Source organism: Paraburkholderia dioscoreae, assembly GCF_902459535.1.
Lineage (GTDB): Bacteria > Pseudomonadota > Gammaproteobacteria > Burkholderiales > Burkholderiaceae > Paraburkholderia > Paraburkholderia dioscoreae.
The window spans coordinates 26,084-52,548 of the sequence record NZ_LR699556.1 but is presented as its reverse complement, the minus strand read 5'-3'; the positions used below and the strand labels follow the sequence as shown (position 1 = coordinate 52,548).

Here is a 26,465-nt window from a genome sequence, read left to right as displayed (position 1 = left end):
CACGGCGCGGGGCCGGGCGCAACGGACATGGGCGGGAGTGCGGGCAAACGGGCGGACACGATATCGCATGACTGTCGCTCAGAAAAGGATCGCGGCGGTGTTGCGCGCGCTGTGCAGCACGTGAATGACATCGACCCGCTCCGCGGGCTGACCGACGCCGCGATAGAAAATCTGGTAATGGCCGTGCACACGGTGCCGTATGCCGCGCCCTTCGTAGCGCGGCACGAGCGGGAACGCGAGCGGCATGTCAGCAAGGTCGAGGCAGCGCTCGCGCAGTTCCCGCACGAAGCTCACAGCCCGGGACAGATTGTCCCGGGCGATGTAATCGCCGATCGCCTCGAGTTCAGCCTCCGCGGCGGGCAGAATCCGGACGATCATGAGTCGCGCTGGTCCGTCGCCTGCCTGGCCATCGCCTGGTACTTCGCTTCGAGCCGGTCGAACACCTCGTCGGCCGGGGTGCCCCGGCCCGCGTCGGAATCGGCGAGGCCGCGTTCGATCACAGTGTCGAGCGCAGCAAGCTGCGTCTCGCGGTCCTGAATGAGCCGCACGCCTTCGCGCAGGACCTCGCTTTTCGAGCGGTAGCGCCCGGTCTCGACGAGCCGCGCGATATAGCCTTCCAGTTGCGGCCCCAGGTCGGCACTGATCATGGTGATCTCCTCACAATAGTCACGCCTCCACCCTACGCGGCTTGATAACAGTTATCAAGTCGGGACGGTACACCCCTGATTTTTGGGGCATAACGCCGTTTCCGCGTATTCTACCAATTAAATAGCATGGTGCTAATAGCAGTTATCACCATTGAGGTCGGGCAAGAAAAACGGCCCGCTTCAGTTGTGTGAGCGCGGACCGCTTCGTGGCGGAGCAAAAACGGGCGGCCAGTTTGCCCGCCAGCCCCGCCTCTGCTCCGTGGTAGTCACGGGCGATGAGCCTGGACCACATCTACATCATAGTCGTTGTTCGGCGGGCTCGCACGGCCAAGCCACCAGTCATAAATGGCACACAACGCTGTACCGGAAGCGCCTCCGGACTTCTCGAAAATGATGTCGTGTACGGCGGTGCCGGCAGTATCCGTACCTCCGGGTTAGCGATTCCTATGCGCTCCGAACGGATGCCGGCAAGCGGGTTGGAGTGGCAAGCCGTAGGTGGCGTACACGCTCTTCGGGATCAGGCCGCCTTGGCTGGAACAGGATTACCGCGTTTTTCCTTAGACAACAGCACGCTGTGCGTGCCAATCAGCGCAATCAGTTCACCAGTAGTGATTTCAAACTGATATTCGTGCGGAACTCCGGTCTTGTACTCGACCGATTCAATCAGTCGCACGCTCTTACCATCCTCAACTGGCGCGCAAGCCTAATGCACGGGAGAGTCGCCCCGTTTCCACTTCGTGCTGAGTTAGTAGACTCATTCCGCCTACAGCCCCTTTTGATTGCCAGTTGTACCATATCCGCGCTGTTCCCGAATCCTCTCACCTTAGCGTCGCGGATCCTAATCCTGGCGACCCGCTTTCTCAAAAAATACGCGCCCCTCGCCACGCCGACGACGGCCGGCAGACGAACGCTTTCCGGGCAGCATCAGTTATCTTGCGCCGGCACGATGTCCAATGTGCCGCACGGGCGCGGTAACCGCAGAATCGGCCCTGAAACACCGCAAACATGTACCGGTAGCACCGGCACAGGCTCCCTGGCGACAGGCCGTCACCTTCCGGGGATGACACTTCAGAAACGTCCAAAGTTTGGACAAGCCATAAGCTAAGCCAGAAGCTCCAGCACGAACTGTTGAATTTTCAGCTTCTGTTCGTCCGTCAGTACGTTGTTGGCGACCTTCATTACGAATTCATGGGGGGTCTGGGAAAACGTACCGACCTTTGCGCCCTGCTTCATGATATGAGTCGGTCTCTGACGCGTCCCTGCGGTAGTCGTTGCACTGTTACACAGAAAGCTCGCTAGCTTCGTCTGGTCGAGCTTGCCGCTCTCCAGGAGTGCCCAAGCTTCCTCGAGTTTCCGACTGATGGATTCGTCGTTGCCTGCTTCCTTGAGGACCCTGACTATGTCCGCCGCTGCCGAACGGGAGAGGAGCTTAGGCCGGGCTGCCAGCCGCTTACGGATACTGTCAGGAAGACTTGCAAACGACAGGTAACGATAGAGGTCGGACCGTTGAATACCAAGCGACTCGGCCAGCTTCGTTCGCCTGGGAAAATGTTCTTCGAGGCGTTTGATGCTTTCCCCTATCTCAAAATCCGACAGGTCTTCACGTTCAATATTCTCGGCAAGCGCAAGAGTTGCACTGGTCGCCTCGTCAGCTGATATGACCAGCGCTTCGATTGTTGGTCTGGTCAGAAGCTTGTGCGCACGCAGGCGCCTTTCTCCTGCTATCAGCTCATACCGTTCACCCACGGCGCGTACGCTGATGGGTTGCAACAAGCCTACCGCGCTAATGGATACGGCCAGTTCGCGGATTTCCTCTTCTGGGAAACTGGTCCGCGGTTGATACGGATTAGGATCGATCCTGTCGAGAGGGAGCTTGGTGTGCTGGCGACCGACATCGAAGTCGTCACGATAATTTGCTTCGCGATGGCGTTGCGTGTTTTCCTCCGCCTTCTGGGCCAGCAGTGCCTTCAGGCTTTTACTCATTTTTTCCTCCCTCCTCTGCGGCGTTGAGCTCGAGGGTCTGCGCCAGGCTGGCGGCCAGCTGACGGAACTCGCGGGCCACTTTCGAACTGCGGTCAAGCGCGTGAAGGCTCTGCTGCATCACAGCTGCCTGATTTACTTTCGTACTGGTGGAAATCTTGACGGGCAAAATGTGGCCAAACGTCTTGAGTGCTGTGCTTTCCAGAAGCTTGCACACCGTCTGCCGCTCGTCGTGCTTGATGAGAAGTGCCCCGAGCAGCCTGACTGACGGATTGATGCGTTTGATCTTGTCGATGTGCTTCAACAGATCGTCCGCACCGTACAGTCCGTACTGGGACCCGGACTCGACAGGCACGATAATGTGCGTCGCACTTGCCATCGCATTGCTTGTGAGAAGTTTGAGACTCGGCGGACAGTCAATCAGGATCACGTCATATATCCCGTCTGCGGGCTCAAGCTTGCTCCGCAGTTCTTCTGATGGCCGGGGAGTCACGTCTTTCAGTTCGTCTTCGGTTTTCCCGAGCGCGAGTGAGCCATAGATCAGCGAAACACCTTCTACGTTGGTCTCTTCATGGATAGCCGCTGGCAAGCTCGCTACGTTGGACAGAAGTAGTTCTGCGCTGGTGAAATCAACCCGGCTCGGATGAGTCTTGCCAATATGAAGGCTCGCATTCGCTTGGGGATCCATGTCGACTACCAGGACCTTGAGGCCAAGACGTCCGAATTCAGCCGCCAGGTTAATAACAGTGGTCGTCTTGCCACACCCACCTTTGTGATTGGCGATCGCGATTACTTTTGTTTGATCAAAGCTGTTCATGTGTCCGGTATATCCATTTTTCGTGCACGATACGCGTGGTACGCTTCACTGTAAAGGCTGCCGTTGTAATCGAGGCAAACGTGGCCGTCGTCGTCAGAATTACGCTGACGCGATAGTCGGCGGGGTTTGGCACACCACAAAAGTCGCGCAGGGATGGGCTTCCACGCGAACGCGGCAAATACTTGTCCTTTTTACTAATCTCACCACCGTTATCCTTCGCAATGAATGCCGTCATGGTTGCCGGGACATGAACTTTTCCCATCGCTGGAGAGGTGACAGTTTTCCGGCCCGCCGCATATGCATTGATACCGTCAGCAGGCACGCGCTTTGTTGACCGCGAAGATAGTTATTAATTGCTACGCTGAGGTGCCAGAACAACTGGCATACGCGCGTCCAAACTTTGGACAATTTTTGTCTAATAGCCTGGACGCAAGATGTCTATAACCAAGAGCGGCCCGCGAAAAGTGACGGATTGCGACCCGAACGCGCCGGTCAATTCGCTGGGGCTATCTCACGCTCTGCCGACGCCCAGACTAACAGGTTGCGGCCCTTAAGATGCGGCCCCGGCCGAGAGCCGCCTTTTTCTTGCCTGAAATTCCCTGACCGTTAGCTATTCCGAGACCGACGCTGCTGCGAGGCCCGACGGCCCACGAAAGGTGACAGAATCCGGCCCATCGGGGCGGTTGCTCTCAACGCTCGCTTGCTACGGGACGAACGCCGAATTTTTTCCAGGTTGCCTGCCTACGAAAGGTGACGGATTACGGCCAGTCCGGCATCAGGGCCGACGGCACGAACCCGAATGCTCTTCGAGGTTGCCTGCCTACGAAAGGTGACGGATTGCGGCCCGTCCGGCATCCAGGGCCGACGGCACGAACCCGAACGCTCTTTCGAGGCAGCCTGCCTACGAAAGGTGACGGATTACGGCCCATCCCGGCATCCACGGCCGACGGCGCGAGCCTGAACGCTTTTCGAGGTTGCCTGTCTACGAAAGGTGACGGATTACGGCCCGTCCGGCATCAGGGCCGACGGCACGAACCCGAATGCTCTTCGAGATTGCCTGCCTACGAAAGGTGACGGATTACGGCCCGTCCCGGCATCCACGGTCGATGGCGCGAGCCTGAACGCTTTTCGAGGTTGCCTGCCTGCGAAAGGTGACGCATTACGGCCCGTCCGGCATCCAGGGCCGACGGCACGAACCCGAATGCTCTTCGAGGTTGCCTGCCTACGAAAGGTGACGGATTACGGCCCGTCCGGCGTCCAGGGCCGACGGCACGAACCCGAATGCTCTTCGAGGTTGCCTGCCTACGAAAGGTGACGGATTACGGCCCGTCCGGTGTCCAGGGCCGACGGCACGAACCTGAACACTCTTTGAGGCAGCCTGGCTACGAAAGGTGACGGATTACGGCCCGTCCGGCGTCCAGGGCCGACGGCACGAACCCGAACGCTCTTTCGAGGCAGCCTGCCTACGAAAGGTGACGAATTACAACCTCTACGCAATCACCAAACAAACTACGCGGGTGGGTCCTTTGTCTGTTTCCTCGCGTCCAAACTTTGGACAAATTTTCTCCCGCCGGAGGGAAACCTGTTAGGGCGAAAGCTGATCGATTGCGACCCATCGGGCATTTGGTACTGGTTGCTAAAACGGGGCAGATCGCCCGGTGACGTTCCGCTGAGTTCCTCATGTTCAAACCTTTGGACGAACGTTTCTTAAAGTCGAACATTCGGGCGCCTCAATACCCTCGGAGTGTCGCAGCCTTGAATAAGCGTAACTATGCATTACAGAATTTATCTGGAGTCCATAATGTTATACCAGTCTTGTCCTACTTGGAGTACAACGTGCTGAAGAGCGGTTGCCATGTCGAGGCGCTGCACCTGGGCGCGATCGAACGGCTCGAACGCGCGCTGGTGCTGCTTCTGGTCGTGGCCTGGCGAATCGTCCATCGGATGCACACGGGCCGTAGTCGCCCCGAATCTGGAACGGACTGGAAAGAGGTTCACGTCGAGGGGAAGGAACAAGGATCTCAACTTCCCAGTGCGCATACCAGTCGATCAATTCAATCGCATCCCGCAACGTCGTGGCTTCGCGCTTGGCCAACAATGCCTTTCGATCGGCTTAACACCGCCTGGCGCATCAAACTCGCGGGCTACTCGGCACGTGGCCGTGGCCGCCACGGCTTGACCCACGCCCGGTAGCGATTTGATGTGCCACAGCCGCCCGAGCTGACGCACTCGCGGTGTCGGCACGGTATGACGCGAGTCATCGCTTTGCGGTACGGCTTTTGAGGAAGATAAATATTTCTAAGCTTCTTTATAAAACCTTTAGTAATACAGTTTGTAGAACCTTTGTAAAACCTTTTGTAAACGCTTGGGGACGGGTCTGTGATCCTTACCTGGCAAGGCTTTCAAGCCGATCGACTTTCACGAAAGGTGACATATTACGGTCTGGCGGTGACAAATTCCGGCCTACAGTGGACAAATTCTGGCCCAGAGTGGACGAAAACCGGCCCAGACGTGACATTTTCCGACCGTTATCCACAATGGTGACTTGCGGGTCTCGCGTCATCTTTCTACAATCGTGACTTTATTGGCGATGGTTATTTTCGTGCGGCCAAATAGGAGAAGAGAACTTTGAATGACCTGCTGCGGGCCGTCCGACCGTTGGACCAGGAGATTCCGTTGGAGGCCGCGGAACTGGTTGCATCCATGGCAATTGAGCTCGGCGCATCTCCCGACGAGATACTCGAGGTTGACGGCAGGATCAAAGGGACGGTGGCAATGAGCAGGGCATTGGTGAATGCACAGCACGGCCTGTCCTTGAACGAAAAGCGCCTGATGATGACTGCATTGCGCAGCATTGACAGCCGCAAGTCACCTTATCAACACGGCAAGGCAGATGGATACGTCTCTGTAAGAATAAGGGCTGAAGAATTTGCTGCCGTTGCTGCGTTGGCACCTCGCAGTGGGGAGAAACAGGCTGCCGCCGCGTATCAGGGCATGAAAGAGGCTTGCGCCAGTCTGTTGGAGCGGAAGCTCAGCTACATGGATGGAAAGAAGAGGGTGCAACTGCGGTGGGTATGGAAAGCCACATATCACGATGGCGAAGCGTGGGCCGAGATCTGTTTTTCGCCGGACCTGACGCCTCATATCTTTCTGTTGCAGCGCAAGTTTGTGAGCTATCAGCTCGATTTTGCACGTGGTTTGCAGTCAATCTATTCGTGGCGGCTTCTGGAACTCCTGATGAGGGAAAAGGACCGGGGCGTGCTTCTGATCACGGTCGAGGATTTACGCACGGCGCTGGAAGTGCCTCCAACCTATCGCTTTGCTGACATCAAACGGCGGGTGATCGACATGGCGGTCAGCGAACTGAACGAGAAGGCCGACCTCGTGATTGACTGGAAAGGCATCAAGCGCGGTCGGGCAGTCCATTCGCTCGAATTCCGGTTTATCGAAAATCCGCAGCGACGTCTGCCTATCGACATGGCTGATTAGTAGCCCGTCGGAAATTGAGGTTACGCAGTCGCGAAAGTCGAGGCACGCCAGCATTCTGGCAGGTCTGTTAATTCTCGTAGCATCGTAGACGCAGCGCCGCAAACATCCAGAGTTCAAGCGCGTTGCGATGCCGCTCGATGGTGATGCTTTGGCCCGATGTGGCCCGCCCGCAGTTCAAGGCATGGAGTGCAGGCGCGCCAGAATTCCGGGGCTGGTTCGCGTCGTGTCAACGTCGAGCAGTGATCCTCTCGCACGGCCACATCGCGCATTGACGCATTGATGATTCAAGTTCGTTTGATGCGCGAGCTGCATTGCAAGGCGGATGCGCTTTTTGTCGGTACCGATTGCGAACAGGCCGCCAGTGTTCCTGATCAGGCGGCGCTGGCTGCGGATGGAGTGGGAGCGTTCCGGCGTGGCCCAGGCTGGGATGAATGGAGCCAGGATGAGCGGTATACGAAAGAGCACTGGCGGATGGATGAGGTGTTTGCGCGGGCGCGGGGGGAGTTTAGCAGCGGAATCAATGAATCATCCAGCACCCCAAGCCGCCTCCCCAGCTCGCTGTCACCGAGCCGTTTGCAGCCGTAGTCAAGTCTGATGCATTGCAGATGTTGCCGCCCTTGGTGAACGTCAGGCCATTCGACGTAATGATCTGTACCACACGTCCGTTCCATGCACCGTTGAGCGCCTTTACGGGCGTCGTGCCAGTAATCTTGACGATCGGGTTTGCTGGAAGTGACAAAGTCGCCGCGCTCGCCACGCTGCCCACAGTGGTGTCGACTCCGATGTTATTACCGACGACTGCGTTGATGTTATTCGATGTCTTGTTCCAGTCGATAGGCGTCGTGACGCCTTCACCTATGTCGTTACCATCGATCTGGACTTCGTCAATGGTCGAATCGACTTTTATAGCCGTTCCCAGAACACCACCGGCGAGATCGCATGCACCGTTGATCTCATTGTTTTGAATCGCGGTGTAGCGCGCGCCACGTGTGATGCTTATTCCCGCCGCGCGATCGGCATTGCCTTGCAGGCAGACGGCGGAATTCAGGATGCGCGTTCCCCAGCCCCCCTGGATGTCGACGATATCCTGATTCGTCGCGCCTGTCGCATTGTACGCACGCAGGCTCGTGAACGAAGTGCCACGAATTCGTCCGTTAACTTGATTGACGAGAATTGCGGGTCCACGGTTGGCCGAAGACGTGGCCCATGTGTTCACAAACTTGTTGCTGAGGATCTGCGCTGTCGAATCGCTCGTTTTGACCAGCATTCCCACGTAGCCAGGGGTGTCGCCTAGCACTGTATTCGTGAAGAAACCGGGTCCGACAATCTGGCTCGCGCCGGGATATAGCTTGGTGCCGTATGAGCACGCGTAAATATCATTGTTCGTGACGTAATAACCTGAGGCATCGCTGAATAGCATCCCTACCGCGCCGCTCGTACCGCCGTGGCAGTAGATTTCGTTATTTGAGACCACTGTATCGACAGTCAAGCCATGTTTCGAATCTGAGCCTAATTCAACGGCCGTACATAACGCGCTTTGCGCGGGTACGAAGATGTTGCGGTCGATAACTGAATTCACATTCTGCATGCTGCTACTGCCGGTCACGATGACACTTAGACAGCCGCCATAAAAGGAGCTATCGGCGATCTTCGACGAATTGGCTCCCGCAACGGACTTTATGTAATAGCCGCCCGTGTTCGAAACACCCGGTCCACTCTCGAAACAGACGTGACTCACCTCTGATTGCGGAGCTTGCAGCGTTAGCAGGCTCAGGTTGGCCCTGAGCGCGCGGAAGCCTTCAGTGCAAGTGTGCCCGTACAACCCGGAACCGCCTCCCGAGCCGGTGATTATGACCAACTGACTGGCCGTCAGGGCCGACGCGATTCCGTACACGTGGCCGCCAAGGTCGAGCGTCACGTGGCGTGCTGCGGCGCTGTCGATCGCCGCCTGTACTGCCGCTGTGTCATCGCTCGAACCGTTTCCTTTCGCGCCAAACTCAATCGGCGTGACGGCACCTTTGAGCTGGTTGGCAAGTGCCGTTGTGGTGATGCCGGCAATGGGCTGAGTCTTCCCGTCGGTCGTAGCGGTGCTGCTGGTGAGCGCTGGTAACGTGCGATTTTGTGCAAACGCCGAGACGCAGGTGAACAAAGCCAACGCCAACAGCACTGAAAACTTCGTTGTCATTCAGCCTACCCCCAACTCATCCATGTAGGTGGAAGCCTTGAGCATGAACATGCCCCTATTCCAGTAGTAGTCGCCGCTCTCCAAGAACTTTTGAGCCGTAGGGAGATCAGGTTTCTCAACGATAGCATCGACCTTGTACACCGACTGCCGTTCTTCAGAGCCGCACCGCGGCGGATGTAGCCGTAGCCGGTGTTCGGGTTTCCGGGCTCAATGCCGAATGCCACAAGGTGATCATCGGCAGCAATCCGCGCTGCCGCTAGTGCGGCTTTCATGAACGCAGCTTCATTGAGGATCACATGATCGGACGGCAATACCATGAGCAATGCGTCGCGATCTTTGCTCAACGCAACCAGAGCGGGGGCGATGGCTGCTGCGGTATTGGGCGCAATCGGTTCTAGAATGACTGAGGCAGGCTTGCGTAACTGCTCGACTACGATGAACGTTGTTCGGCGTTCGATACGACGATGGGCGCAACGGCATTGGGAATACTGGCGAGCTTGAGATATTGTTTCGGATAGCCGCCCCGAGACATGGGCCAAAGGCGTGTGCCGCTGCCACCACACAGGATTACCGGATGAATGTTCACAGAAAGAAGTCTCTTGTTGCTTGATGGCGATAGCGCTCAAGGGACGCATCGCCACGCCAGAATATTTTCCCAACACAAAAGGCGGCGATCATCGAGCCGTGCAAAAAAGGATTGGTTCACGTATGCAACCGTCAATGATATTAAAGTAAGCCAGTTTGTATAATTAATTTCTCTTTCCATAGCGCCAACGTGCATGCAGCAGAACATTCCGACTCCAGCGTGTGGCCTTGATTAATGGACGCAAGTTATTGCGATATATCTTATCGAGCGGTCGAGTGGAGGGAACAGCTAGCTGCCGAACAATGGCTTCCGGCGTAGTGAAGAGTCTTAGTGACCAGTCCCAGTAGAGCGGGTAGCGCAACAATACGCCTGCCGTTAGCATGTCAAGAGACAGTTTCCGTCTGCGCCAACGTTGCTCGAGCGCGTCTTGCGTCAGTCCCCATCCCGCATAGAATGGCAAGCCGTAAGTGCTCACAGGCTTGCCGCGAATGAGCGCCTCAAAGCCAGCGAGCGAGGAGAGCGTATGGACTTCATTGGCTACCTCAAGCAGCGAAATCAGATCTGCATTCGTTTCTACGATATCGGCAAGCTTTTCCGCTTCGATCAGGCCGGGTCGATTTCCTGATAAAACGTCCGGATGTGGTTTGTAGACAATGAATGCGCCCGGATTGCTCGCGCGTACTTCGCGTAGCAGTTCCTCGGCGGTCGAAATCCCGCTCGTTCCAAGTCGGATGGACGCGTCGTCCGCTACCTGTCCCGGAACGAGCAACATCCGTTTGCCCGAGGGGCAAAGCCACCCCGGTTTGCGGCGGCCGAGATTGTACTTGGTTAGCCCCAGGCGTGTAATGTCGCTGCGCAGGGCGCGTGCACGCGCGAGTTCAGCTTCGCCGAATTCTGTATCGTTGAGGATATGCGTAAGGTCATTCGGGCAACTTGCGTCGAAATACAGGCCGCGACGATCAATGACCTGACTCAGTGGCGCCACGTGGTCAGAGCCAAGACCGGTCGAATGCAGGAAGCCGTCCTCAATGCGAATCGCGGGTATGTGTGCCGGCAAGCCTTCCGGGCTGCGCGCACCCCAGAAGGCTGCATGTTCCCCGGGCTGCACGTGTTTCGCTTCGCTTACCCAACGTAAGGTGCTGCCACCTGCTGTCAGATAGGGCGTGGCCAAGGGACGCTTCCACCATTGGAAACGGACGCCCGCGACACGAGGCATATCCGCGAAGCGTAGTACCGTGGCACGGTGCACTTCAATGCCGGTGAGTAGAGCATCCAGTGACCCAGATTCGCGCGTGACGGGGTCGAGGTGCCTGGCAAGGCGAACGAATGCGGCCTCAAACAACGCATCCAGCGAGGAAGTCGTGCGGTGTTCAGGTTGCCTTGCATGATCGTATGTCAGTCCACGCCCCGCATACCATGGCGTGCCGAACACATGAAGCGGAACGTTGCACAGTAACGCTTGCATGCCTTCCGGTGCGGACACGGTGTAGACATGATCGAAGTGCGGGATCGACGCACAGAGGGAATCGGGTTGGCCAATCAATCTGGGCGAGATTTCCCGCAGCGGGCAAAGTGTGGCTAGCCACTTGTCGACGTGTTGCGCGCCGCTGCGGGCGAGCCAGAATTCGGCGCCGTGATGGGCGGCATGCGCCGCGGTCGCCATACGAACGAATTGGCGCGCGCGCGTTTTTTCGTCGTTGTCGAAATCCGTGGCGGTGGGTTCATCGATCAGCAGCACACGCTCACTCTTGGCCGGTACCTGCAAGCCGGTGTGCGCACGGGGCACGCAATTCGCGGGGTCGAACGCACACGCCGCGCGGAAACGCTCCATCAGCGACGCCGTGCCGGGACCCGCAGAAGGATGTTTTGCTAGTTCTGCATCGATGCAGTCGAGCCAGCCGGACGTAGTGATCTCGTGCGATGGCGCGACGAACCACGACAGGACGGGCCCAGAAGCACGCGGCATGATGCCGTTGGCCCAGGCGCCCGTCTTCGCCGCCTGGCGTCGCGACATTGCTACATTCATTGAACTAGCATTTCCACAAAGCGATCAATGTGCTCGAAGTGTTCGCGCCACGTCGGTATATTGAAGTGCTCGATTCGCGCAAGTTGCGCGGCGCGTTCGGCGCTAAAGGGCTGTGCGTAGGCTCGTATTTTTGCAACCCAGGCGGGGCCGTCGAGCGGATCGAGATAGTCCGGGATTTCGCCCGCAATTTCATGAAAGACGTCAAGATCGCTCGCGAGCACAGGCACGCCAAGCACGAGCGCCTCGACCAGGGGCATACCGTAACCTTCAACGAAGGACGGAAACACGAGTGCGCACGCATGTTGAAGCCATGTGAGCATCTGCTCGTCCGTGCAGTCTGGTAGCTCGATGACGGCGCACCTGACGCTCTCGCAGCGCTCGAGCATGTCAATCACATTCTCGCATTCCCAGCCACGCCGGCCGATGATAACGAGCTTGGGCGCGAGCGCGCCTAGCTGCTCGACGAGTTTTCGCCATACGTGCAACATGAACCAGTGATTCTTGCGCGGTTCGATGGTGCCTAGCATGACAAAGTAAGGGTGCTCAAGCGGACTCGGGGCATCGATTCGAGACGAAATGCCGGGCGCAAGCCGGGCAATGACGTTGGGTGGCATCGGCAGATTGGCGCGGTCCGCTTCTGCCTGGAGTTCGTCAAGCGTGTCCTGTGAATTCAGCACCAAGCCGTCGGCATGACTCAGCGCGGTATGGATCCGCTCCCGGTGCACCTCCTTTATCCCCGGGCGGCAATATTCGGCATGTGTGATCGGAATCAGATCGTGGATCATGAAGACCGATCTGATGCCACGGCGCCGCATCGCCCGGAAATAGCGCGGGTATTGCATGCCGGTATGACTAGTATGGAGTAGGACTCCACGCTTCGGCACATCGCGTCGCAAACCCACAATGCCGCGCACCACTCGCGCGCGGATCGCGTGACGGGAAGGCTGCGAGCCAAGAACGAGGTCGAATGCCTGCCTTGAAGCTTTCTCAGAGAGGATTGTTGAAAATCCGAATTCACTGAGAACGGCACGCGCTCGCGGGCGGTAATGCTCCATGTATGCCAGCCCGACGCGGTCTACTCCGGTGGGATGTAGTGCATTGGAAACACGAGCTAATAGTCGTGAAATATCCAAAAAAATGTTTGACACGGACAGGAATTTTATACCGAAAAATGCCGCGCGCTGGGCGTTTGAAAAAAAATGATTCAAGCCAGCAGCGGCTCGCAACTTCATTCTACCTTGTGCGACAATCACTGCCGCTCCTGAAATGACCAGAACGTCAAAAATGCATAGTATATGTCGCCGAACGAGGTTTGCGCTTATTGGCGCTGTAATAGGAGTTAGTGCCTGTTCATCCATTCCCAATTCGGGCCCCAGCCGATCGCAGGTCAACGATGCGGCCGCGCAGAATCGCGTAGCGGGAATTCAGATCGTGGACGTCACAGACGCGATCGTCAAAAGGCTTTATTCGGAACGCAGCAGCGCGGATTTCTCGTCCGTGCTGGGGGCGGGTAACGATTTTCGACAGCAGCTAGGTGTTGGTGATGAGGTGCAGGTCTCGATTTGGGAGGCGCCGCCCGCCACGCTGTTCGGTGGTGGCGTGTCGGCCGCTGGGGGATCGGATTCCACAGTCATGCCCTCCGGCACGCGTGCGACCACGTTGCCGTCACAGATAATTGATGGCGATGGCACAATCAATGTGCCTTTCGTTGGCTCCGTTAAGGCCGCAGGATCCACTCCTACGCAATTGCAGGCGTATATCGCCGGTCGGTTGAAAAATATCGCGCATGATCCGCAGGTGCTTGTGCAGCTGGCAAGGAATGAAACGTCCTACGTCACGGTGGTAGGCGACGTCTCAAACAGCACCCGAATGCAACTCAGCGCGCGCGGCGAGCGAGTTCTTGATGCACTAGCCTCGGCGGGCGGCGTGAAAGACCCGGTCGACAAAATTATGATCCAAGTCACACGTGCAGATACCGTGGCGTCGGCTCCGATGCAGAAGGTCATTCGTGATCCGCACCAGAACGTACGATTGAAAGCCGGCGATGTGGTGACGGCGTTATTCCAGCCTTACAGCTTCACGTCACTCGGTGCGACTGGCAAGAATCAGGAGGTCAACTTCGAGGCGCAGGGCATCTCGCTGGCTCAAGCGCTTGCGCGATCCGGTGGTCTCGATGATTCGCGTTCTGACGCGCGAGGCGTGTTCATATTCCGGCTCCAGGACGCACATGCACTCGACTGGCCGAATCAGCCGATACGGACGACGGCGGATGGAAAAGTGCCTGTCATCTACCGCATCAACTTGCGAGATCCCGATTCGTTCTTCATGGCGCAGAGTTTCATGATGGACAACAACGATGTGCTCTATGTATCGAATGCACCGGTGACGGAGATGCAAAAGGTGCTGAACTTGGTTTTCTCGGTCGTGTATCCGGTCGTGAATGGGGTGCAGACGTTCAAGTAGCGCTGTGACGTCTTGCTTCGGCAGGGTATAGGTTGGGTTTAGGGTGAACATGAATCGTATCGTTGCAATCGACGGCCATAATCTCGCGCTACAACGCGGAACGGGAGTCGCCACCTATGCGAAAAGCCTCGCGGACAACATTCGCGAGATGGGTGGGAAGGGGTGGACGCTATACGGTGCGCCCATATCGCAGAAGCAAAAACCGATGCTGCGCGAGATCTCCTTTTTTGATTACCTTGGAGGAGCGGGAAGGCCGCGGCGGCAGTGGTGGTCCCGGACGGCAAAGGACGTGTCCCGATACCTGCGATCCCCGCTTGGATATTCAGCAATCGAGATTCCGCAGAACGGCGTAGTGGAAAGCAGGTGTTTCGACAGCCGGCTGCCGAGGGGGGCGCGGCTCTTCAATGTCGATGATCTGTTCCTGATGGCGAGGGATCATTTCAAGCAGCATCGTAAATTTCTGAAGATCCGTTTCGACGAGAAGCCGGATGTCATGCATTGGACATATCCGTTGCCGATTGTGGTGGAGGGAGTGCCCAATATTTACACGCTGCACGATCTTGTGCCATTGCGGCTGCCTTACACAACCCTCGATAACAAGCGCTATTATCAGCGCCTGATCGGCGGGTGCATTGAGTATGGCGACCGCATTTGCACGGTGTCGGAGAAGTCCAAAGAGGACATTCTTCGCTTGTTCGACGTCCCTGAGGAAAAGGTGAAAAATACCTATCAGGCAGTCGACACCTTTGCTTTCAAAGGCGAGAAGTCTGATCGGAATGCCGAGCAGGAGGTGTCCGGCATCTACGGGCTGGAGCCGTATGACTATTTCCTGTTCTTCGGTGCTATTGAGCCCAAAAAAAATGTCGGTCGACTGGTCGAAGCTTACCTGTCGTCGGAAGCAGCGTCGAAACTCGTGATAGTCGGATCGAGGGCCTGGAAGTCTGAAGAAGAGACGAAACTTCTCGACGCTCTCGAGAAACACAATTCGGCCATGAGCAAAAACGTTCGACTGTTTGATTACGCACCACGAGCGTTTCTTATCAGCCTCATTCGATGTGCCAAGGCGGTCGTGTTTCCGTCGTTATATGAAGGGTTCGGGCTGCCTGTGCTTGAAGCGATGCAACTAGGCGTGCCGACCTTGTGTTCCACTGAAGGGTCGCTGCCGGAAATCGCTGGGAACGCCAGTCTGATCGTGAATCCGTACGATGTCGCCGAGATCGCCCGGGCGCTGGAACGACTGGACGCCGACGCCGGATTGCGTGCAGATCTCGCCGAATTGGGCCTGGCTCAGGCAGGGAGATTCAGTGCGGAAAATTATCGAAACAGGCTGACTGAGTTGTATGACTCGGTGCTATGACGAAAGGTTGATGCTCACGCGCCGACGCATGAACCGGCATTTACGTTGAATCAATATGTTTACTGACAAGATACTGCGCAACAAGGCGCGAAATGCTGCGCGTAGCGGCAATTGGGATATGGCGATCCGCTATTATCGACAACTTTGCCGGACGCATTTCGACAACGCGAAAGACGCAATTCAGCTTGGGCATGCCTTAAAGGAGTCCGATGATAGCGAACAAGCGCTGGCCGTTTATCTACGAGCCGCCGATGTGCATCGGGAGGACGTGGACGCGCAACGGCAGGCTGCGCTATTCCTGATGCGACTAGGGCGTCGTAACGATGCAGCCGTGTATTTTGCACGTACGCTGATTCTCGATAGTCGTCTCGACGATATCCGGGCGCAATTGCAGGGGCTTGGATTCACAGACCCGTTGGCGCTTGACGTGATCATGCTCAAAGCGGGGCTGATCGGCAGCGATCGATTGCTGAAACCGATTTCTCCGATTAGACGCTTCCTTATGGGAGCAGCGCTTAAACAAGCGAGAGCTTCGAGCAAGCAGAACAAGTGGTCAAACGCCGAAAGCTCCTATCGCGCGGTGTTGAAGCATGCTTCCGGACAGCCGCGCGTTTTGATTCAACTCGGTCACGCGTTGCGCGAGCAGGGAAAACTGGAAGAAGCGCTGATTGAATATCGTCGTGCAACGCTGCTCTTTCCTCGCGATCCCGATCCATACGTCCACATCGGACACGCGCTTAAACAGCTCGAACGCAGAGACTCTGCTCTGGAGGCGTACTTGGTTTCATGGCGGCTTCGACCCGGACAGCCGGAAGTCCTGCGGGAGATTCATGCTTTCAGAAGCGATTTTTCGGGCGATGTCCTGGATTCTGGCAATGTGTCGCCGCCGGACCAAGGCAATCTGGAAGTCAGACAACTCGTCATAGAGCGTGTGGAGCGTATCGAACGGTCGCAGCTTGCCGAGGAGTCGTGGCTGGATCACAGGCAGAAGGTCATTTTCAAGTACCTCTCCGGCTCTCTCGCTTATAAGGAATAATTGACTCGTGCGTATAGTTATTGATCTCCAGTCGTGCCAGAACGGTAGCCGTCACCGTGGCATCGGCCGGTATGCCATGAGCATCGCCAAAGCGATGATACGCGTAGGTTCGGTGCATGAGTTCCTGATTCTCCTGACCGATCGTTTTCCGAACACCATCGAGTCGATCCGAAAAGAACTCGAAGGTTACGTTCCGCAAGACAGAATACTGGTCTGTAGTCTTTTCGAAGGGACAACTGCAGCAGACCCGAACAATGCTTGGCGCAATCACGCCGCCGAGACGCTGCGTTCAGCATTCATTACGCGTCTCGAGCCGGATATGGTCTTTATTCCAAGCCTGTTTGAAGGATTCTGGGACGACACGGTAGTTTCCGTGGACCCGGCTCCTTATCCGACAGCTGTCACGCTGCATGATCTGATTCCACTGGAAGAACCAGAGCGATATATTCCTGCGCGCAACGATCAGGACGCTTACTTCCGTCGGTTGAGAGATGCCAAGCGTGCCGATTTGCTGATTGCAATTTCGGCCTTTGTCGCCGAAGAGGCTCGGCAGCGGATGGCTGCTGATCCCGACCGGGTGGTCGTTGCCTACAATGGCATCGACGAGCGTTTCCGACGCCCCGTGCATGGCAGTATTGATCGCGCCGACCTGATGAAACGAATGGGCATCGCACGCCCTTTTATCTTCAACACGAGTCCGCTTGAATATCGGAAGAACCTGGAAGGGTTGATCGCTGCATTTGCGTCGATGTCCAAGGCTGTGCGGGAAGAGCACCAGTTGGTCATCGCCGGAAAGATGGACGACTATGCAAGGAAGTACCTGAACGGTCTGGCAAAAGCAGAGGGACTGCCTGCCGATACGATCGTGCTGCCCGGTTACGTGTCGGACGAGGACCTGATCGCACTGTATTCGGAATGTTCGTTGTTCTCTTTCCCGTCCTGGAGCGAGGGTTTTGGCTTGCCTCCATTGGAGGCTATGGCCTGCGGAACCCCTGTGATCGTGGCGAACACCACTTCGCTGCCGGAAGTGGTCGGCCGGGAAGATTTGCAGGCGGATCCGTCCAAACCGCCGGAAATGGGCGCTGCCATGGAGCGTGTGCTGACCAATTCATCGCTTCGCAACGAACTGGTGGCCTTTGGCATCGAACGATCGAAGGAATTCACGTGGGAGCGTCCGGCTCGAATCATCCTTGCCGAATTTGAGCGCGTACATGTTGAGCGTCAAGCATACAGGGCCGCTGATGCGTCGCTATCCGCTCGGCCACGCGTCGCATTCGTTTGTCCGCAGATGGATAGCATCAGTCATGTCGGCGGACGCATTGCCGGCCTGGTTTCAGCATTGGCTCGCGTCTGTCATGTCACGTTGATTGCGTCCCGGCGACCTACGTCTGATCAGTGGGCAGTGGCGCAAGTGGAATGGCGCGAATTGGGATGGCTAGACTGGAACGCGGCACGTTTCGATCAGATTATCTACGCGGGGGACGCAATTGGTGCTGCTGAGTTTGCTCATATCGTAGCTGCGTACCCAGGCATCTATTTGCAACTCGAAACGATTGGTCGGACGTTCGATACTACTGCGGAACTGCCGGTTCCAATCCAGCGAGATATCGTGGCCAGTGCCGGAATCGGCGGCATTATCAAAGCGGCAACGACCAGATACTATGCGGCCGATTTGCGCGCAATCGTTGGAACGAGCGTGCGCCAGGCCGCCAGGCAGACACTTGAGGAAGGTACCGCGGGTCTTCCGTGGCTTCCACTGGCGGGCGATCGGGAGGCCGCAGCCCGCTATCGGGAAGCGGTCGGTGTGCCGCGACGCGTTCCCCTGCTGGTCGCGATCGTTGCTAGAGATGAGTCGGCGGGCAACTGCATCGCAGCATTCAGGGCGGTGGTGGCTTCTGAAGGCGACGCTCATTTTGTCGTTCACGCGCTTGACGAAGCGTCTGTGGAAAATACGAAATCGTCCGTGTTGCACATGCAAGGGCAGATTCGTCGCGCAGAAGGCGATCTGAGCCCGTATTACCGCGGTATTTTCTCGACGGTGGACCTAGTGCTGGTCGGGAGTGATATTTCGCCCGAGTTGGCCCGGCGAATCCATGCTGATGCAGAAAGTCTCAAGGTCAAGGTTCTATTCAGTGCAGAACTCCATCACGATCTGACCGGCGAGATGAAAAATACTCTCGCGCTGTTGCGCCAGGGCGGAGAACGCGCCGCGGCATTGATTGCGCCCCCTGATCCCCGACCGATAGAAGCGTGGGTACGGTCCATCGTGTCCTCAATGGCGACCGTTACCCGCCACAAGCCGGCCCAGCTGGAACTCGTCGAGAAAAACCTGTGTGGCAGTGTGCGTGACAGGCGAGCAAATTCCAGAGATGTAGCGCTTGTTTCGATTGCGCTGTCGAATAACCTTGCGCTTGAGCGTGAGCCCCTTTTCTGTATCGATATTAGTGCGTATGCCGCTCCAGGAGCGATACGGCGTCTGGATCCGTCGACGAGACAGAAACTGCTGGCGTTGATCCAGCGGGGTAATCGGCATGTGCGAGCGGTTTTCTTCAATGAAGGTAAATTCGTTGTCGCCAATCAGTTCATAGCCAATCTGGTCGGTTTGCGGAATTTTTATCTCCCTGACGAGATTCTGGTCGCGCGACCGGGCGATCGAATCGTTGGTGTGGACTACCTTTATTCGTTCGCGCAAGCGTCGATTCCGGCGTTACTGGACCTGCAGACTCGTGGCGCGGCGGTGTTGTACGTGGCGACAGGCGACGCGGCACGCGCAGGCGGGAACGAGAAGGCCCTCGCGGACATCGTCTACGCCTGGGCCGAGAAAGTGGCCTTCAGCATCGCTCGCCGCGTAAATACGTCTTCGGCTACTGCAGGCCGTACGTCGTCCGATCAAACGTTGGCGACCATTATGCGCGCGGCTTCGGCTGCGAAGATGCCGCTTGAAATACTGGCGCTGGATGGTCCGCCGGACGGTCTGTTCGATGATACGACGAGTCCTTCTGACTTCGTTCAGGAGCGTGTTCCAAGTGCACTTGAAGTTGCAGTCGCCCGCGTTGCGAATCGGACAGGAGAGGAAGCGGCGCAGCCAGTTGCTGCACTCGACTACACGGTTATGGGACATCTGCTTGGCAGCTATAGCCTCGCAATCATCAACCGCGCTGTCGCCTCTGCATTGGAGCGGGCCCTCCCTGGGCATGTGTACTATTCGGCTTATGAGACGGACCCGATTAATCATACCGAAGGCGTTCCTGCTGACGAACAGCCTTTAATGATCGAGCTTTGTGAGCGGCCACGCCCAAGGCAGGATCGGGAGATAGTCATCAGCCAGCACTGGCCTATCATGCCGCCCAAGGGCCAGCCGCGCTTAGCGCTGTCTCTTTTCCCGTGGGAAGAGAGTCATGTTCCCGCAGGCATAGTGCAGACGCTGACCAACGGCTTCGATGCGGTCATCGCACCGGCCCAATGTGTCACCGATGCGCTAAGCGTGTCAGGCATGAGATTGCCCGTAGCGACGATCGGGCAGGCGGTCGATCTCGCGCCGTTTCATGACGTCGCTCGTCAGCGAATCAGCCGTCCGATTCGTCGATTTCTGCATATTTCATCCTGCTTTCCTCGCAAGGGCGTCGACGTACTGCTTAAGGCGTGGGCAAAAGCGTTCGTGAGCGAGGATGATGTCGTATTGGTCATCAAGACGTTCCCGAACCCGCACAATGACGTGGAGCAGCAACTCGACGCTTTGCGCGCGCAATATCCTGACATGGCGCCTGTAGAAGTGGTCAACAGGGATGCAGAACGCAAAGAGATGGCGTCTTTCTATGCCGATGCTGACGTTATGGTCCTGCCATCCAGAGGAGAGGGGTACAACCTGCCTGCTCTGGAAGCGATGGCGGCTGGCTTGCCGCTTATCGTAACCGGGCATGGTGGGCAACGTGATTTCTGCGGGCCAGACCAAGCTCGGATGATCCGATTCCGTTTCGCACGCTCGAGCAGTCACGTGACGGGCAGTCATTCAATGTGGGTCGAGCCTGATGTCGATGATCTGGTCGCAGCTCTGCGCGAACATGTCGATCCAGCTAAAGCTGCAGATGTCGAGCGCCGTCGTCAAAACGCCCTGACAGCGGCTGCGGTCGAAGGAGACGCAGACGCCTGGGTGAATCGTTTGAACGGCACGGTTTCAGACTTGCTTAAACCCCAGAAGTTGGGAAGTCCGAAATTGGGTTGGGTCAGTACCTGGGAAATCCAGTGTGGCATTGCGCAATATTCGGGTTATCTGTTGAATCGCATGAGCGCGGACCAGCGCAAGAGCACAATGATTCTCTGCGATTACCGTACGAAGGTGCCTGCTAAACTGGCCGATGGTGCGCTGCCTCACACGCCGGTATGGCAGTTCATTGGCGACAAGGCGCAGGAGATAGTACAGGCCGCGCGGGAACATGAGGTAGAAGCACTTGTTATCCAGCACCAGGATGGGCTGATTTCTTGGGAGCAACTCGGTCGAATCGGAGCCGATCCGAAGCTGGAAGCCATCGTGTCGATTGTCGTGCTCCACAACGCACGCAATCTGCGGCGCGTGGGTGGCGAGGAGGCCGCAATGGTCATCGAGGGACTGTCCAAGATGACGCGCGTGCTCGTGCACAACATCGATGACATGAATTTCCTTCTTGGTTTAGGGCTACGACGTAATCTCGGGCTGTTTCCTCATGGCGCATTCACACCTCGTCAGACAGGTTGGCCGCGATTTATAGGGCCGAGCGATTCGCCAATTATCGGCTGTCACGGTTTCTTCTTTCGCCACAAGGGCATCGACAAGCTGATTCGGGCCGCTGCAAAGTTGCGACGTGAATGGCCAGGCTTGAGACTGCGGCTGGTCAACGCGCGTTTCTCCGGGGCAGAGCATGATCACACGATCAACGAGTGCCGGGCCATCGCACGCGAAGTCGGCATGGAAGATGCCATCGAATGGCATCTTGATTTCCTCCCGGTGGAGGAGATCGAGCGCTTGCTGTCGGAATGCGACCTGATTGCGCTGCCGTATAGCGAAAGCGATGACTCCGCCAGCGGGGCTGTGCGAACGGTTATGGCAACTATGGTCCCATTGGTTGCGACCCGCGTGCAGATTTTCGCGGAACTGGATGAAGCGGCGGCATGGGCGAACGATAACGATCCCGACGAACTCGTTAGGACAATTGCCCCGTTGCTCAAGAGTCCGGCGAAGCGTCGGGAGATACAGGCAGGTATGAATAGCTGGTTGACGGCGCATGACTGGCAACGCATGGCGACCACCCTCGAGGATATGGTTTACGGTCTCGTACGGCAGAAGCGCCTCGGCTGGGGGAAGCCGCGAAATAACGTTGGTTGACGTCGTTCGGCCTGACTGGCCCCGGCAATTGAATTTTTGAGATGGATTCGGCCGACAGCCGATGCTGTTGATCCTGTCGTTCGATCCGACGGGTACCGAATTCGAAGCGGTTGGCATTATTTGAGATCTGCTTCGATCGCGGGCATTCCACATCGCGATCATGCAAGAGTATAGATTTACTGTTAAGGAATCAGATTTGGAAAACGCATCGGAAAACTCGGCGTTACCGCATGGACTTGGCGCAAAGGACCGAGGGATGGGGCGTCTCAAGCGCGTAAATTGGCTCTTTGCTCTGACCGTACTCGTGCCAACGGCATTGGCTTCGATCTATTATGGCTTTGTTGCATCGGATGTTTATGTTTCAGAGTCGCGATTCGTCGTGCGCAGTGCACAGCAACAGCCCCAAATGAGTATGATGGGGCAGCTGCTGTCTGGCAGCGGCTATTCTCAGGTAGATCAGGATACTTACCCTGTTATCGACTATGTCGAGTCACGTGATGCTCTGAAGGAATTGAATGGAAATGATTTCATTCTCAACCACTATTCCAGATTCGGAGATTTTATAAGCCGGTTCCACGTAGGTCTCGACAATAGTTTCGAAGCGTTGTGGCGTTATTATTCGAAACATATCATTGCGATAGATGTCGATGATACGTCAGGAATCACAATACTTCGAGTCAAAGCCTATAACGCAGAAGATGCCAGGAATATCAGCGTCTCGTTGATCCGTATGGCCGAACGTCTCATCAACAAGATGAACGAACGTGCGGCTACGGATACGGTGAGCCTTGCCCAACAGGAGGTCAAGGAAGCATCCGTGAGATCCCGGGAGGCGGCGGTGGCCCTGGCTGCCTATCGGAACTCCCATTCGATCTTTGATCCTGACCGACAATCGGCCATGCGTCTGCAGCAGGTGACTCTGCTCCAGACGCAGTTGTTTTCCGCTCAATCGCAACTGTCGCAGATTGAGGCCGTTTCGCCGCAGAATCCACAGATCCCCGTGCTGCGGAAAAATATCGACCTGATCCAGAAGCAGATAGACGTGACTACGGGAGCGGTAGCAGGCAAGCAGGATTCGCTCTCACAGAAAATGACCGATTTTGAGCGACTGCAACTGGACTCCGAGTTTGCGGACAAACAGCTCGCATCGACGATGGCGGCTCTGGAAAACGCCCGCAGCGGGGCGGCAAGAAAGCAACTGTACCTCGAGGAACTGGTTCAACCTAATTTCCCTGATGTGGCAATCGAGCCAAAGCGGATACGCAACATTGCAACCGTTTTTGCATTGGGACTTATTTGCTGGGGTACCCTCAGCTTGCTGATTGCCAGCGTTCGAGAGCACAGAGACTAAATATGCCCAGTTACGTCGGGACTAGCTTTTATCGGTCATTGCAGATTCAGGGCCGGGTACTTTTCGCGCTGCTTATGCGCGAAATCATCACGCGCTATGGTCGACATAACATTGGCTTTGCTTGGTTGTTTGCGGAGCCCATGTTGTTCACTTCCGGAATTGCGGCGTTGTGGACTTTGCTAAAGGAAGGCGGCGCCACCAGTCATCACATCAACGTCATCGCATATGCAATCACTAGCTATTCTACCGTGCTGGTCTGGCGCAATACGATAAGCCGTTGTACGCTGGCGATCGAACCGAATATGTCTTTGTTGGTCCACCGCAATGTCAGGCCGATAGACTTTTTTATTGCGAGAGTCGTCTTGGAACTGGCTGGCTCGAGCCTGTCGGCCCTTGCCATGCTTTCTATGTTCATCGTGATTGGCGTCATTCCTGCTCCGGTTGATATCCTCACAATGTTGAAGGGGTGGTTCGTGCTGTGCTGGTATTCTGCGGCGATGGCATTCCTGATCGGCGGTCTGACGGAATACAGCGATCTGGTTGAAAAACTTTGGCATCCTATTGCCTATTTCCAGTTACCGCTTTCGGGAGTTTTCGCAATGGCTGCGTGGCTCCCTCCTAAACTCCGGCATATCGTACTTCTGTTTCCGGTGCCGAATGCCGTCGAAGTATTCCGGCTTGGTTATTTCGGGGACATGATACGACCATATTACGACATGAAATATACATGCACTGTTTGCCTAGTTCTGACCTGGTTAGGATTGTTGGTGGTGAGTGGTGCGTCGCGAAGGCTCGACGCTAAATGATTGCCCTCCGTAATCTGAACAAGTATTACAGAACCCGTGCTGGCCGACGTCATGTGCTCAACGATATCTCGTTCTCGCTGGAGAAAGGCGAGCGAATCGGCATTCTGGGACGAAACGGCGCGGGGAAATCGACTTTGATCCGTATGATTGGCGGCGCGGAGCTTCCGTCGTCTGGACAGATCGAAAGAAGAATGTCTGTATCGTGGCCGCTTGCGTTCAACGGAGGATTCCAAGGTAGCCTGACCGGGTTCGACAATATCCGGTTCATCTGCCGCGTCTATGAGGCAGATTATCATACGGTTTTACCGTTTATAGAAGAGTTCACGGAGCTTGGGCAGTATCTGAGGGAGCCGCTCAAAACATACTCATCCGGGATGTCGGCGCGCCTTGCATTTGGACTCTCAATGGCGATCGAGTTCGATTGCTTTCTTATTGATGAAGTTATCTCAGTTGGCGACTCCAATTTTCATCGGAAGTGTCAGCGGGAGCTTTTCGAGAAAAGAAGTGACAGAGCGATGATCGTGGTGTCTCACGATCCTCATCTGATTCGGGAGCACTGTTCGAAAGCTTCAGTCCTGCGGGCTGGGCGACTGCATCATTTCCCGACTCTCGATGATGCTTATGCTTTTTATGAAAACTCGTAACACGTAACACGGAACGGCGAAATGACTCATTATGGAGATAGCAGGCAACGCTTGATATGCTTTTGCGAAACTGATTCCGCTATCAGGGCGGTCCGGAGAAGGTGGCATGCTAAATAATTCTCTTGGCAAGATAAAATCGATCGGTGCTGAAGAATTTTCTTTTACGCCAAAGGGCGTGAAGGGATACGCCATTGTCGGCCCGTATCATTCTTTGCCTGCGGGTAACTATAAAGTTGAGTTTGGTTTCGCGGACGTCGATCCGGATCACGGACGAGAAGACGATATCGTCGCAATTGTAGATGTCACTTACAATTTCGGGAGAGAAACAGTGGCGCGCAGGGAGATCTTACATAGAGATCTCACCGGATGTGAGCAACGAGCGTTCGCTTTGGATTTCAGTATAAAAAGTACTGAAAATATGGAGTTCAGGGTTCTGGTTACAGGTGCACGCGATCTCGCTACCAGATTGCGGCGGCGGATATCTTTTAATGGTAAATCGATCGATTTCCCTCCCACAATAAACGAGGCGCCTGCGCAAGACGCGAGGCATTTCAGTCCCTATCTCTCCCTAGATCGCGCGATCATCGATGGCGACGGTAAAGTCCCGATGTTTTGGGTCACCGGCCACTCCGAAACTTCTTTTGGGAACTTCGGCGATGCTCTTAGTCCCGTCGTTGTTGAAGCGCTATCTGGACTGTCGAGCCATCATCAATCCCCCAACGAATCCCTCGTACGGCTTGTCACTGCAGGAACTGTGCTGAACTGGCAAGAGTCTGGATACATTCACGTCTGGGGTACCGGGCTGGATCCCGCTTACGATCATAGCCATCAGCTGACTCAGCATGGATACAAAAAACCGCGCCACCTTAACATGCGAGTCCATGCGGTACGTGGCGCCCTTACTCGGAAAACGCTGCTTGACGTCGGCATCGACTGCCCTGCGGTATTCGGCGATCCTGGTTGGCTGCTTCCCAAAATAGTACCGCCGAGCGACGAGAAAACGTATGAACTCGGCATCATCCCGCACATTTCGGATTTTGAGTCACAAACTCCAACGTCCAGCATTCTCGAGCGTCTTAAGCGTTATGACATTGGAAACGAGTCCGGCATAAAAATCATCTCTACGCGCCATGCTCCTACGTGGGAGGGGTTTGTGGATAAAATTCGTGAAATTACATCGTGTCAGCGCATCATCAGCACGAGTTTTCATGGACTCATCGTGCCGCAAGCCTATGGCATTCCCGCGATCCTGTTCTCGAAGAAAAAGAATGACTGTCTAGGTTCTGGTGATCTGCTCGACGAATACAGTCATATCGATCACCGCGTTCGTGACTTTATGCTGGGCGCTGGTTATACGTCGTTGCCGATGTATTCTCGTTGCGATAGCGAGATGACGGATTGGGATGACGTCATCAAGTCGATCGATAAGGCTGCAGAGCCGGTGATTATCGACGCAACCCCATTCATCGAAAGTTTCCCGCTGCACCTGCTTCCGCCTGAAAAAAGGTGGCGCATAACTGGTGAACGCGCTGGTCAAATCCGGTTCTAGGCGCTCGCTTCACGCAACCTTCAGATCAGATGGGTCAAGTTGTGAGGACCTTGCGGCGATGGCAATCTCTTGAGTGCTCTGCACTCACTGGCGCGGCGTCACCGTTTCATTAACCCGCGGATCATTACGTTGTATTACTGCGATTTTCACAATGCCGCTGGTCTGGACGG

18 protein-coding genes and 2 pseudogenes are annotated in these 26,465 nt (G+C 56.1%); 10 read left to right on the top strand and 10 right to left on the bottom strand.

The genetic code is table 11. The features are described from left to right. Nucleotides 1-78: 78 nt before the first annotated feature. From PDMSB3_RS37050 to PDMSB3_RS37025, 6 genes are all read right to left on the bottom strand, one after another. The gene (locus tag PDMSB3_RS37050) at nt 79-378 is read right to left on the bottom strand and encodes a type II toxin-antitoxin system RelE/ParE family toxin (RefSeq protein ID WP_165190223.1); all 300 of its coding nucleotides are present in this window, start codon (nt 376-378) and stop codon (nt 79-81) included. Then, on the bottom strand, nt 375-647 hold the full coding sequence (locus PDMSB3_RS37045; protein WP_165190221.1) for a type II toxin-antitoxin system ParD family antitoxin: 273 nt from the start codon (nt 645-647) through the stop codon (nt 375-377). Before PDMSB3_RS37045 ends, PDMSB3_RS37050 begins: the two co-directional genes overlap by 4 nt. A gap of 517 nt (nt 648-1,164) precedes the next feature. Further along, nucleotides 1,165-1,320, bottom strand: coding sequence for a hypothetical protein (locus PDMSB3_RS37040; RefSeq protein ID WP_165190219.1), 156 nt, complete (start codon nt 1,318-1,320; stop codon nt 1,165-1,167). Between the two features lie 428 nt (nt 1,321-1,748). Then, nucleotides 1,749-2,630, bottom strand: coding sequence for a ParB/RepB/Spo0J family partition protein (locus PDMSB3_RS37035; RefSeq protein WP_165190217.1), 882 nt, complete (start codon nt 2,628-2,630; stop codon nt 1,749-1,751). Further along, nucleotides 2,623-3,444, bottom strand: coding sequence for a ParA family protein (locus PDMSB3_RS37030; RefSeq protein WP_165190215.1), 822 nt, complete (start codon nt 3,442-3,444; stop codon nt 2,623-2,625). The genes PDMSB3_RS37035 and PDMSB3_RS37030 overlap by 8 nt, the downstream gene beginning before the upstream one ends. Beyond that, nucleotides 3,431-3,766 (bottom strand): hypothetical protein, encoded by a 336-nt coding sequence (locus PDMSB3_RS37025; protein WP_165190213.1) that lies wholly within the window; start codon nt 3,764-3,766, stop codon nt 3,431-3,433. The genes PDMSB3_RS37030 and PDMSB3_RS37025 overlap by 14 nt, the downstream gene beginning before the upstream one ends. A 1,508-nt stretch (nt 3,767-5,274) precedes the next feature. Here PDMSB3_RS37025 and PDMSB3_RS38145 point away from each other — a divergent pair. Continuing rightward, nucleotides 5,275-5,415 (top strand): annotated as a pseudogene (locus PDMSB3_RS38145) (IS4 family transposase); the annotation flags it as partial. Between the two features lie 657 nt (nt 5,416-6,072). Then, on the top strand, nt 6,073-6,933 hold the full coding sequence (locus PDMSB3_RS37015; protein WP_232064473.1) for a replication initiation protein: 861 nt from the start codon (nt 6,073-6,075) through the stop codon (nt 6,931-6,933). A 517-nt stretch (nt 6,934-7,450) separates the two neighbouring features. Here PDMSB3_RS37015 and PDMSB3_RS37010 read toward each other — a convergent pair. From PDMSB3_RS37010 to PDMSB3_RS36995, 4 genes and pseudogenes are all read right to left on the bottom strand, one after another. Continuing rightward, a complete protein-coding gene (locus PDMSB3_RS37010; RefSeq protein WP_165190165.1) occupies nt 7,451-9,118 on the bottom strand; it encodes a hypothetical protein in 1,668 nt (555 codons plus the stop codon). 12 nt (nt 9,119-9,130) lie between these two features. Next, nucleotides 9,131-9,704 (bottom strand): annotated as a pseudogene (locus PDMSB3_RS37005) (sugar phosphate nucleotidyltransferase); the annotation flags it as partial. Nucleotides 9,705-9,867: 163 nt separating this feature from the next. Continuing rightward, nucleotides 9,868-11,718: a capsular polysaccharide export protein, LipB/KpsS family gene (locus PDMSB3_RS37000; RefSeq protein WP_232064471.1), complete on the bottom strand. Its 1,851-nt coding sequence runs from the start codon at nt 11,716-11,718 to the stop codon at nt 9,868-9,870. Between the two features lie 8 nt (nt 11,719-11,726). Then, nucleotides 11,727-12,878 (bottom strand): glycosyltransferase family 4 protein, encoded by a 1,152-nt coding sequence (locus tag PDMSB3_RS36995; protein ID WP_165190303.1) that lies wholly within the window; start codon nt 12,876-12,878, stop codon nt 11,727-11,729. Between the two features lie 136 nt (nt 12,879-13,014). Here PDMSB3_RS36995 and PDMSB3_RS36990 point away from each other — a divergent pair, with 136 nt between their 5' ends. The 8 genes from PDMSB3_RS36990 (at nt 13,015) to PDMSB3_RS36955 (ending at nt 26,295) form a co-directional block, all read left to right on the top strand. Further along, nucleotides 13,015-14,193: a polysaccharide biosynthesis/export family protein gene (locus tag PDMSB3_RS36990; protein ID WP_232064483.1), complete on the top strand. Its 1,179-nt coding sequence runs from the start codon at nt 13,015-13,017 to the stop codon at nt 14,191-14,193. Nucleotides 14,194-14,242: 49 nt separating this feature from the next. Beyond that, a complete protein-coding gene (locus PDMSB3_RS36985; RefSeq protein WP_165190205.1) occupies nt 14,243-15,550 on the top strand; it encodes a glycosyltransferase family 4 protein in 1,308 nt (435 codons plus the stop codon). Nucleotides 15,551-15,605: 55 nt separating this feature from the next. Then, the gene (locus tag PDMSB3_RS36980; RefSeq protein ID WP_165190203.1) at nt 15,606-16,586 is read left to right on the top strand and encodes a tetratricopeptide repeat protein; all 981 of its coding nucleotides are present in this window, start codon (nt 15,606-15,608) and stop codon (nt 16,584-16,586) included. A gap of 7 nt (nt 16,587-16,593) precedes the next feature. After that, a complete protein-coding gene (locus tag PDMSB3_RS36975; protein WP_268738035.1) occupies nt 16,594-21,945 on the top strand; it encodes a glycosyltransferase in 5,352 nt (1,783 codons plus the stop codon). A gap of 196 nt (nt 21,946-22,141) precedes the next feature. Next, the gene (locus tag PDMSB3_RS36970) at nt 22,142-23,296 is read left to right on the top strand and encodes a hypothetical protein (RefSeq protein ID WP_165190199.1); all 1,155 of its coding nucleotides are present in this window, start codon (nt 22,142-22,144) and stop codon (nt 23,294-23,296) included. Nucleotides 23,297-23,298: 2 nt separating this feature from the next. Further along, the gene (locus PDMSB3_RS36965; RefSeq protein WP_165190197.1) at nt 23,299-24,102 is read left to right on the top strand and encodes an ABC transporter permease; all 804 of its coding nucleotides are present in this window, start codon (nt 23,299-23,301) and stop codon (nt 24,100-24,102) included. Beyond that, a complete protein-coding gene (locus PDMSB3_RS36960; RefSeq protein WP_165190195.1) occupies nt 24,099-24,746 on the top strand; it encodes an ABC transporter ATP-binding protein in 648 nt (215 codons plus the stop codon). Before PDMSB3_RS36965 ends, PDMSB3_RS36960 begins: the two co-directional genes overlap by 4 nt. Before the next feature lie 106 nt (nt 24,747-24,852). Next, nucleotides 24,853-26,295: a polysaccharide pyruvyl transferase family protein gene (locus PDMSB3_RS36955; RefSeq protein ID WP_165190193.1), complete on the top strand. Its 1,443-nt coding sequence runs from the start codon at nt 24,853-24,855 to the stop codon at nt 26,293-26,295. The last annotated feature ends 170 nt before the right edge of the window (nt 26,296-26,465 follow it).